A 7,154-nucleotide genomic window follows, 5' to 3' on the forward strand; every position below is an offset into this window, starting at 1 on the left:
CCCCCTACACAAACCTTTTAATAATCCTCAGCTTGTGCGTATGGCGTTTGAGGTCGGTACTATAGATCCCCTGATCATCAATAGGGTCGATCTTTACACGGCCTGAGGCGTGAATGATCTGCTGTTCACCGAGCATAATACCGACATGAACGATACGGCCTTCGTCGTTATCAAAAAAAGCAAGGTCACCGGCTTTAGCCTCCTGCAAAAAGTTGACGAGCGTGCCCTGCTCGGCCTGCTGCCATGCGTCACGCCGTAATTTGATACCAAGCATTTTAAACACCACCTGCGTAAAGCCAGAACAGTCTATCCCGAACAGCGACCGGCCGCCCCACAAATAGGGAGCGTGCAGGAACATCCGGGCATAGGGAACCAGGTTTTCTGCAAAATTAGCTCCCGCTGCCAGTAAAGGCTGGGCAGGAAATTTATATTCATTAGCTCCGAAAGAAAAGCTATTTTCAGTCATAAACGGAATGCTGCTCCCGGCAAGCAGATAAAGCAATTCTCCGGTATCCATTTTAACCAGGGGCTGATAGATGGCAGGACCTAATGTTAACGAGCGCTCCGAGTGCTCTTCAAACTGCTGCGCACTTATACCAGCATATTGCTTGATGTCTATCCAACCTGCATATTTGTCAAACGACGTCATAATCAATACCCATTTATCTGTTTGCTCCAAAACTTCAAAACAATCTCCAAACAGGAGAAAAGACAAAATTTCGCTTTTGTCTGAAGCTTCAGCCCGTATGGGAACTAAGGATAAGTGGCAGATACCAAACTGGGAGTCTATCATAACGGCTAAAATATTAAATATTTTTGCTATTAAAACTTAACCATACTATTAAGTGTTTTAACTATATAAAAAATATCAATATGAAAACCCTGAATCAATTGCATAAGATTCTAATTGCTATAGAAGACAGCCAGTACTCTGACTCTGTAGCGGGGTATGGTTACGAACTGGCCCGCAAACTTGACGCTACCGTAGCATTGCTGCATGTAAACGACATTCCTGTTTCAACGCCATACGTCACTGATCCCATGCTTAATGAGACCCCGATCGTCATGCCGGAAGTTATTCAGGCTCAGGATGAATCAGGAAAGAAACTCTTGAACCGGGTGGCGGAGGACTTCGGCGAAGGGGTGACAACGTATACGTTTCATAAACTTGGCAACCCGAGAGATGAAATTCTTTCAACAGCGGAAGAGTGGGAAGCAGATCTGATCATTGTTGGCACACACGGACGCACAGGCTTTGATCATTTTATTTCAGGCAGCGTTGCTGAACGGGTAGTGCGCAAAGCAAAATGTCCTGTACTAATTATTCCCAATAAGGAAGATGATACAAAAAAGGCGGAATAAATCCGCCTTTTTTCAATACCGGTATGAGGAAATTACTCCTCCATATGAAGCCATGCTTTTTTAGCGAGCAGTTCCTCCTCTGTCTCCCTGACATCTTCGTCGTCAATACAACAGTCAACGGGACATACGGCAGCACATTGCGGTTCATCATGAAACCCTTTACACTCCGTACACTTATCAGAAACTATATAATAAAATTCGTCTGAAATAGGAGTTTGAACCTCCTCTGCATCTAACGTTGTTCCGTCGCCAAAATCTATAATCCCGCGAAGAGCTGTCCCATCAGAAAAACGCCATGCCGCACCTGCATCGTAAATTGCATTGTTGGGGCATTCCGGCTCACAAGCTCCGCAGTTTATGCATTCGTCTGTTATTTTAATCGCCATGTCTAAAAAGTCTTTTCCTTAACTTAACTTTGCTACATATCAGCAAAACAGTGCAAATATAAGATAATCTATTTTATTTACTTGATGACTACCACCTTGCTTCCTCAAATAAAAGCAGCTTTTACAAAGCTGGGACAGTATTTACAGGCCTATAACGACGAAAATCTGATACAGCTTGTCAAATCTGCCAGGCATTATAATGCCTGGTTCACGCCTGAAGAAACTGAAAAAGCTGTTAAAGCTATAGGATTTATGCTCAGCGAAAAGGAGGTTGATGCCTGGCTCGAAAAAGAATACAGCCATAAACAACAAGCGGGGGAACGCAAAACGGTAGGCCTTGTGCTTGCCGGTAATATTCCGCTGGTTGGCTTTCACGATATCCTTTGTGTTCTTGCAAGCGGAAATACAGCGCTCATCAAGCTTTCATCCCAGGACAAACAACTCACTCCCTACCTGCTCAATAAGCTTACAGAAATAGAGCCTGCCTTCTCTGAGCATATCCGGTACACGGAAAGGCTTGAAAGCTTTGATGCGGTTATCGCGACAGGCAGCAACAACACATCGCGATATTTTGAATACTATTTCAGAAACGTGCCCCATATCATCAGGAAGAACCGCAACAGTATAGCAGTATTAAAAGGTGATGAAGATGAATCACAGCTGAAGGCACTGGGAAACGATATTTTTTCGTACTTCGGACTTGGATGCCGTAACGTATCAAAAATATATGTACCTGAAAACTACGACTTCATCCGTTTCTTTGAATCCATTGAATCGTTTAAAGAGGTTGCAAACCATCACAAATACAACAACAACTACGATTACAACAAATCGATTCTCCTGGTAAACCGGGAAGATCATCTGGATAATGGCTTCCTGCTTCTGAAAAAATCGGATGACAGCTTAAGTTCGCCTCTGGCAACTTTATACTATGAAAAATATGCAGACCTGCCATCGCTCGAAAACTCGCTGAGAGCAAGGTCAGAAGAGATACAGTGCGTGGTGTCGAACCTGAAAATGGATCTTCCCTGTCAGCAGGTGCCGTTTGGAGACAGTCAGAAACCCCGCTTATGGGATTATGCAGACGGAATTAATACCATGCAGTTTCTTCTCACTTTATAACTTAACATCCCCTCAATTCTTGGGAAAAGCTTAACTTTGGACCATGTACATCATTAAAGTAAAAGGCGTTGCTAAAATACCCGACTACATCCAGTTGCGTGACGAGAAATTTACTTTACTGGCTTACTTCAGGGTCGACAGGCCCGATAAGACCTTGACAAAGATCGGTCTCGGCGACAAAATAGATGAAATTATGAAGCTGGCCAACGATCTTCCGTTTGGCAAAATTGTAAAATTAGAACTTTGATATGATTGGTAATTCCATTATAAAACTCAGCAATGTAGACATTTATCAGCAGAATCATCTCGTCCTATCGGACGTAAGCCTGCATATTGATAAAGGGGAGTTTGTTTTTCTGATCGGCCAGACGGGTTCGGGAAAAAGCAGCCTGATGAAGGTCATCTACGGAGAAATCAATATTAAAAATGGAGGAGGTCATGCAGGAGGTTTCGATCTTCAGAAGCTGACTGACAAGGATATCCCATTCCTGAGGAGAAAGCTTGGAATTGTATTTCAGGATTTTCAGCTTCTGACAGACAGAACAATTGAAGAAAACCTGATCTTTGTCATGAAAGCAACAGGCTGGAAAGACAAAAAACTGATAGACGAACGAATCCGCGATGTACTTGAAAAGGTAGGCCTTCGTTCGAAAATAAAGAAAATGCCGCATGAGATTTCGGGCGGAGAACAGCAGAGAGTAGTGATAGCAAGGGCATTATTAAACGATCCCGAAATTCTCCTCGCCGATGAACCCACCGGTCACCTTGATCCTGAAACTTCAGAGGAAGTCATGCTCCTTCTGAAAGACATCAGCCGGTCCGGAACTGCGGTCCTCATGGCAACCCACAATTATCATCTCATCCGTACCTTCCCTTCACGAATTATCAAATGTGAGAACGGAAGGGTACTTGAAGATGTAAAGATCGTGTAACAAGCTATTTCCCCTGCTACTGACTTTACCAGTTAAGCAGTCTATGCATAAATGCCAGTATCCGGATGAACGGATATGACAGCTTGACCGCTTTTTATATAATGGCAAAAGATTTGCCCAATTAGTAACAATGAAATTTTCAGATATGTTGAAAAACAGAAAGAAGGACAATCCGGAAGAACCATTATCGGAAAATATTGCTCAAAACGAAACTGAGCAGGTACAGGAACAGGCAGAATCTACAGAAAACCCACAGGCAGAAGCTGAAGATACAGCTCCTTCGGCCGAAGAAAAGGTTGAACAAGGTCCGTCTGAAGAACAGAAGTTACGTGCAGATTTGGCAGAAGCAAACGATAAGTATCTCCGTTTGTATGCTGAGTTTGACAATTATAAAAGACGTACAACAAAAGAACGGATCGATCTTTTGCAAACAGCAGGAAGAGAAGTATTACAAAGCCTGCTGCCGGTGCTCGACGATTTTGAACGGGCGATGAAGTCTATGGAAACTGCCGCAGATACTGCATCTGTAAAGGAAGGGATCTCATTGGTTCACAGCAAATTTAAGAATATCCTTACACAAAAAGGGTTGAAAGAAATGGAATCTATCGGGACCGCGTTCGACGCAGATCTCCATGAGGCTATCACGAACATTCCTGCTCCTTCTGATGATCTCAAAGGAAAAGTAATTGACGAAGTCGAAAAGGGATATTTCCTGAACGATAAGGTAATCCGGTTCGCAAAAGTTGTGGTAGGAAGTTAGAAAATGGCAAAAAGAGATTATTACGACATTTTAGGGGTCTCCAGAAGCTCCTCACCGGATGAAATAAAGAAAGCGTACCGCAAGCTTGCTATTAAATACCATCCGGACAAGAACCCTGGTGACAAAGAAGCAGAAGAGAAGTTCAAAGAAGCTGCAGAAGCTTACGAGGTGCTTAGCAATCCTGAGAAAAAGCAACGTTACGATCAGTTCGGACATGCCGGAACATCAGGAGCAGGCAGTTATGGCGGCGGCCATATGAATATGGAAGATATCTTCAGCCAGTTTGGCGACATATTCGGTGGCGGCAGTCCTTTTGAAAGCTTTTTCGGAGGCGGACATTCCGGCGGCAGCCGTCGTGCCGCGCGCGGCACCAATCTCCGCATCAAGGTAAAGTTAAATCTTGAGGAGATTGCTAAAGGCGCAGAGAAGAAGATTAAGGTGAACAAGCTCGTCGTTTGCAGTACATGTGACGGTACAGGTGCAAAAGACAAATCTTCGTTCCATACCTGTAATACCTGTGGAGGTGCAGGAAGTGTGAGGAGAGTAACCAATACGATCCTGGGACAGATGCAAACCACCAGTACCTGCCCTACCTGTAACGGTACCGGAACGCAGATAACCTCAAAGTGTAATGTATGTCATGGTGATGGTGTAGTCCGCGGAGAAGAAACTATTTCTATCAATATACCGGCGGGAGTAAGTGAAGGGATGCAGCTGTCTATGAGCGGAAGAGGAAATGCGGCCCCTAATGGCGGCATCCCCGGCGACCTGATCATACTGATAGAGGAAGTTCCTCACGAAACCCTGAAACGGGAAGGTAATAACGTAGTATATGATCTTCATATCAGTTTCCTTGATGCTGTGCTTGGATCAAGCGTAGAGGTACCTACAATTGATGGCAAAGCCAAGATAAAGATTGAACCAGGGACGCAGGGAGGGAAGATCTTACGTCTTAAAGGAAAAGGTATTCCGGAGGTAAACTCCTATCACCGCGGTGATCAGCTTGTGTATGTCAATATCTGGACACCTAAAGCTGTTTCCCGTGAAGAAAGAGACCTTTTGGAGAAGTTACAAAACTCTCCCAATTTCAAGCCCCAACCGGGAAAGAACGAGAAAAGTTTCTTTGAACGGATGAGAGAATATTTTGAATAACAGACAATCACATAAGTATTAAAAAGCCACCTTAAGGGTGGCTTTTTAATACCTCTTATAAAAATCACGACATGACATCAGTATATCTTGCAGGTCCCCTGTTTACAGCTGCCGAGATGAAGTTTAATAAGGAATTATCTGAAGTTCTGAATAAGAATGGATATCAGGTATTCCTTCCACAGGAAGAATGCCTGGATAAGAATACAGAAGAAATATTTTATCTCTGCAAAGCGGGGGTTGAATCAGCATCTGCGGTTGTTGCAATTATGGACGGAGCAGATGCCGATAGCGGTACCTGCTGGGAGTGCGGATATGCGGCAGCTAAGAACATTCCTGTCATTATCGTAAGAACGGATATCCGCGACAGCGGCGATACCAGGGGATTTAATGCCATGCTTTACTATAGCGCTGCCGCAGTAATAGAAGATCGCATTAACTATACAGAAAAGATCCTCGAAGCCCTGAAAAATGTGCACGCTTAATGACCGGCTGCACCGGATCTTAATGTTCGCCCCTATTTGACATGAAAAAACGCATTGCAGTTCTTGACCTCGGAACCAATACATTCCATTTACTGATAGCTGATGCAGAAAACGGCAAAATTGCAGCTCAGCTGGTTGCCGAAACCCGCGCCGTAAAACTTGGAGAAGGCGGAATTAGTAAAGGATATATCACTGAAGCGGCTTTCAGCAGAGGCATCGAAACGCTGCGGTTTTTCAAATCACTTATTGACCAGTATGCTGCTGAAGAGATTCATGCGGCAGGAACTTCCGCCCTGAGAAGCGCTTCGAACGGGCAGGATTTTATCAGGGAAACAGAACTGCAAACAGGAATAAAAATCTCTCTTATCGATGGCGTTCGTGAAGCTGAGCTGATTTACAAAGGGGTATGCCAGGCAGTAGAGCTGACAAAACCAGCTTTAATTATGGATATTGGCGGGGGAAGCGTTGAATTCATTTTTTGCGATGAACATGAAGTGTTTCACAAAAAGAGTTACCCGATAGGGGCAGCAAGGCTGATGGATAAATTCCACCACTCAGATCCTGTTTCGGAGGAAGACGTTCAGGCCATCTTTCACTACCTGGATGAACAACTCGGAGATCTTAAAGAAAATGCCCGCAAATTTCAACCCGCGATACTTATAGGTTCAGCAGGTGCTTTTGAAACCTTCACAGAACTTACCACCAAAATGTCCGGCACTTCACCCATAACCGGCAGCACCAGCTTCTTCTTCACTCAGGATCAGCTCCTGTCTGTTCTTCTTGGTATCATTCTGTCAACACATGAAGAACGTGCTGCAAATGAATCCATTACACCTGTAAGGGTTGATATGATTGTAGTCGCCTCAATTCTCACTTCCTATATCATCCGGGAACTTCAGATAAAGGAAATCGCTATGTCGGCGTATTCTCTGAAGGAAGGACTGCTTTATGAAAGAGC

General features: G+C 44.1%; 10 protein-coding genes. 8 read left to right on the forward strand and 2 right to left on the reverse strand.

Annotated features, from left to right (window positions below):
• Positions 1-4: 4 nt before the first annotated feature.
• Positions 5-793: a C40 family peptidase gene (locus DDR33_RS04830; RefSeq protein WP_238387672.1), complete on the reverse strand. Its 789-nt coding sequence runs from the start codon at positions 791-793 to the stop codon at positions 5-7.
• An 80-nt stretch (positions 794-873) separates the two neighbouring features.
• Between DDR33_RS04830 and DDR33_RS04835 the strand changes: the two genes are divergently transcribed.
• Positions 874-1,362, forward strand: a complete 489-nt coding sequence (locus DDR33_RS04835) for a universal stress protein (RefSeq protein WP_109414645.1) — start codon at positions 874-876, stop codon at positions 1,360-1,362.
• Positions 1,363-1,394: 32 nt separating this feature from the next.
• Here DDR33_RS04835 and DDR33_RS04840 read toward each other — a convergent pair whose 3' ends face one another.
• On the reverse strand, positions 1,395-1,748 hold the full coding sequence (locus DDR33_RS04840; RefSeq protein ID WP_109414646.1) for a 4Fe-4S dicluster domain-containing protein: 354 nt from the start codon (positions 1,746-1,748) through the stop codon (positions 1,395-1,397).
• An 84-nt stretch (positions 1,749-1,832) separates the two neighbouring features.
• Here DDR33_RS04840 and DDR33_RS04845 point away from each other — a divergent pair, with 84 nt between their 5' ends.
• The 7 genes from DDR33_RS04845 to DDR33_RS04875 form a co-directional block, all read left to right on the forward strand.
• Positions 1,833-2,870 carry an acyl-CoA reductase gene (locus tag DDR33_RS04845; protein ID WP_109414647.1) on the forward strand — a complete coding sequence of 346 codons (1,038 nt, stop codon included), beginning with the start codon at positions 1,833-1,835 and terminating at the stop codon, positions 2,868-2,870.
• A gap of 43 nt (positions 2,871-2,913) precedes the next feature.
• Positions 2,914-3,117 (forward strand): fructose-6-phosphate aldolase, encoded by a 204-nt coding sequence (locus DDR33_RS04850; RefSeq protein ID WP_109414648.1) that lies wholly within the window; start codon positions 2,914-2,916, stop codon positions 3,115-3,117.
• Between the two features lies 1 nt (position 3,118).
• Entirely contained in the window at positions 3,119-3,802 is a 684-nt protein-coding gene (locus tag DDR33_RS04855; RefSeq protein WP_109414649.1) for a cell division ATP-binding protein FtsE, read from the forward strand.
• Between the two features lie 145 nt (positions 3,803-3,947).
• A complete protein-coding gene (locus DDR33_RS04860) occupies positions 3,948-4,562 on the forward strand; it encodes a nucleotide exchange factor GrpE (protein ID WP_109414829.1) in 615 nt (204 codons plus the stop codon).
• A 3-nt stretch (positions 4,563-4,565) separates the two neighbouring features.
• On the forward strand, positions 4,566-5,714 hold the full coding sequence (dnaJ, locus tag DDR33_RS04865) for a molecular chaperone DnaJ (RefSeq protein WP_109414650.1): 1,149 nt from the start codon (positions 4,566-4,568) through the stop codon (positions 5,712-5,714).
• A 71-nt stretch (positions 5,715-5,785) separates the two neighbouring features.
• Positions 5,786-6,196 carry a nucleoside 2-deoxyribosyltransferase gene (locus DDR33_RS04870; protein WP_109414651.1) on the forward strand — a complete coding sequence of 137 codons (411 nt, stop codon included), beginning with the start codon at positions 5,786-5,788 and terminating at the stop codon, positions 6,194-6,196.
• A 41-nt stretch (positions 6,197-6,237) separates the two neighbouring features.
• Positions 6,238-7,154: Ppx/GppA phosphatase family protein (locus DDR33_RS04875; protein WP_109414830.1), on the forward strand; the 917-nt coding region annotated here is incomplete at its 3' end.

It is taken from the genome of Pararcticibacter amylolyticus (genome assembly GCF_003130405.1).
Taxonomy (GTDB): domain Bacteria; phylum Bacteroidota; class Bacteroidia; order Sphingobacteriales; family Sphingobacteriaceae; genus Arcticibacter; species Arcticibacter amylolyticus.

Bases quoted from the DNA above. Each gene is read 5' to 3' on its own strand.
- DDR33_RS04830 (WP_238387672.1), bottom strand. From the start codon at position 793: ATGATAGACTCCCAGTTTGGTATCTGCCACTTATCCTTAGTTCCCATA.
- DDR33_RS04835 (WP_109414645.1), top strand. From the start codon at position 874: ATGAAAACCCTGAATCAATTGCATAAGATTCTAATTGCTATAGAAGAC.
- DDR33_RS04840 (WP_109414646.1), bottom strand. From the start codon at position 1,748: ATGGCGATTAAAATAACAGACGAATGCATAAACTGCGGAGCTTGTGAG.
- DDR33_RS04845 (WP_109414647.1), top strand. From the start codon at position 1,833: ATGACTACCACCTTGCTTCCTCAAATAAAAGCAGCTTTTACAAAGCTG.
- DDR33_RS04850 (WP_109414648.1), top strand. From the start codon at position 2,914: ATGTACATCATTAAAGTAAAAGGCGTTGCTAAAATACCCGACTACATC.
- DDR33_RS04855 (WP_109414649.1), top strand. From the start codon at position 3,119: ATGATTGGTAATTCCATTATAAAACTCAGCAATGTAGACATTTATCAG.
- DDR33_RS04860 (WP_109414829.1), top strand. From the start codon at position 3,948: ATGTTGAAAAACAGAAAGAAGGACAATCCGGAAGAACCATTATCGGAA.
- dnaJ (WP_109414650.1), top strand. From the start codon at position 4,566: ATGGCAAAAAGAGATTATTACGACATTTTAGGGGTCTCCAGAAGCTCC.
- DDR33_RS04870 (WP_109414651.1), top strand. From the start codon at position 5,786: ATGACATCAGTATATCTTGCAGGTCCCCTGTTTACAGCTGCCGAGATG.